This is a genomic window from Streptomyces odonnellii (assembly GCF_000981895.1).
GTDB classification, from domain to species: domain Bacteria; phylum Actinomycetota; class Actinomycetes; order Streptomycetales; family Streptomycetaceae; genus Streptomyces; species Streptomyces odonnellii.
In genome coordinates, this window is sequence record NZ_LATD01000595.1 from 1 (window position 1) to 1,050 (window position 1,050).

The 1,050-nt window shown below is 75.9% G+C and carries 1 protein-coding gene; it reads left to right on the plus strand.

Annotated elements, in window-relative coordinates; translation table 11 throughout:
* Positions 1-1,050 (plus strand): ATP-binding protein (locus WH07_RS35445; RefSeq protein ID WP_046509313.1); only part of this gene is annotated, 1,050 nt, incomplete at both ends.

The window sequence follows — 1,050 nt, forward strand, 5'->3', positions numbered from 1 at the left end:
CTCGGAGATGTCTATACGAGACAGACCGCCCCCGACCTCCTCACCCGACGCCTCGTCTCCGCCCTCCGCGAGCGGCGCCTGCTGCTCGTCCTCGACAACTGCGAGCACCTCGTCGAACCCGTCGCCCGGCTCGCGAAAGCCCTGCTCCTCGGCGCCCCCGGGCTGCGGGTCGTCGCCACCAGTCAGGAGCCGCTCGGGCTGACCGGCGAGGTGGTGCATCCCGCCGAACCGCTGCCGCCCGCCGATGCCGCACGGCTGTTCACCGAGCGGGCCCTCGCCGCGGCCCCCGGCCTTGTCCTCGACGTGCCGGACCTGGCGGCCGTGGACACCATCTGCCGGCGGCTCGACGGGATTCCGCTGGCTCTGGAGCTGGCCGCCACGCGGGTACGGGCGCTCGGGGTGCGGGAGTTGGCCGGGCGGCTGGACCGGCGGCTCGGGGACCGGTTCCGGGTGCTGACCGCGGGGCAGCGGGGGGCGCCCGCGCGGCAGCGGACGCTTCGGGCGGTGATCGACTGGAGCTGGGAGCTGCTGACCGTACCCGAGCGGATCGTGCTGCGACGGCTCGCCGTGCACACCGACGGCTGCACTCTGGAGGCGGCCGAGGCGGTCTGCGCCGGGGACGGTGTCGCCGACGACGACGTACTCGATCTGCTGGCGCGGCTGGTCGACCGTTCCCTGGTGGTGAGGACGGGCGCGCGGTTCCGGCTGCTGGAGTCGGTCGGCGCGTACGCCGCCGAGCGGCTGCGGGAGGCGGGGGACGAGACCGCCGTACGCCACCGGCACCTCGCCCACTATCTGGACCTGGCCGAACGCGCCGAGCCCGGGCTCCGCGGCCCCGAGCAGCACCGCTGGCTGCCGCTGCTGGACGCCGAGACCGGGAATCTGCGCGCCGCGCTCGACACGGCCGTACGGCGGGAGAGCGGCGGCGAGGCGCTGCGGCTGGTGACGGCGCTGTCCTGGTACTGGCTGCTGTCCGGACGGCTGCGCGAGGCCCGCCGCGCGCTCAACACGGCGCTGGACACGGCCACGCCCCTCCCGCCGCCCGCCCCC